Raw genomic sequence first — 474 nt, forward strand, 5'->3', positions numbered from 1 at the left:
CCTGGGGCGTGCTCTGCGAGAAGGCCGGTTTTCCGGCCGGGACCGTCAGCATCCTCACCGGCTCGGCCCGGGCCATCGGGGCCGAGATGACCGGCAACCCGCTGGTCAAGAAGATCACGTTCACCGGCTCAACCGAGGTCGGCAAGGTGCTGCTCGAGCAGGCCTCCCATACGGTGAAGAAGGTCTCGATGGAGCTGGGCGGCAACGCGCCGTTCATCGTGTTCGACGACGCCGATCTCGACCGGGCGGTGGCCGGCGCGATGCTCGCCAAGTTCCGCAATTCCGGCCAGACCTGCATCTGCACCAACCGCTTCCTGGTGCAGGACGGGATCTACGACGCCTTCGCCGACAAGATGGCCGAGGCGGCCAACCGGCTGAAGGTCGGCAACGGCATCGAGGATGGCGTCGCCCAGGGGCCGCTGATCGACATGGCGGCCGTGGAGAAGACCGAGGCCCATATCCGCGACGCCATCG

The 474-nt window shown here is 67.3% G+C and carries 1 protein-coding gene; it reads left to right on the forward strand.

The window, feature by feature from the left end; genetic code table 11:
- Positions 1–474 (forward strand): aldehyde dehydrogenase family protein (locus MKL11_RS01665; RefSeq protein ID WP_243939668.1); only part of this gene is annotated, 474 nt, incomplete at both ends.

The sequence above is a fragment of the Methylobacterium sp. J-077 genome, from assembly GCF_022829365.1.
Taxonomy (GTDB): Bacteria; Pseudomonadota; Alphaproteobacteria; order Rhizobiales; family Beijerinckiaceae; genus Methylobacterium.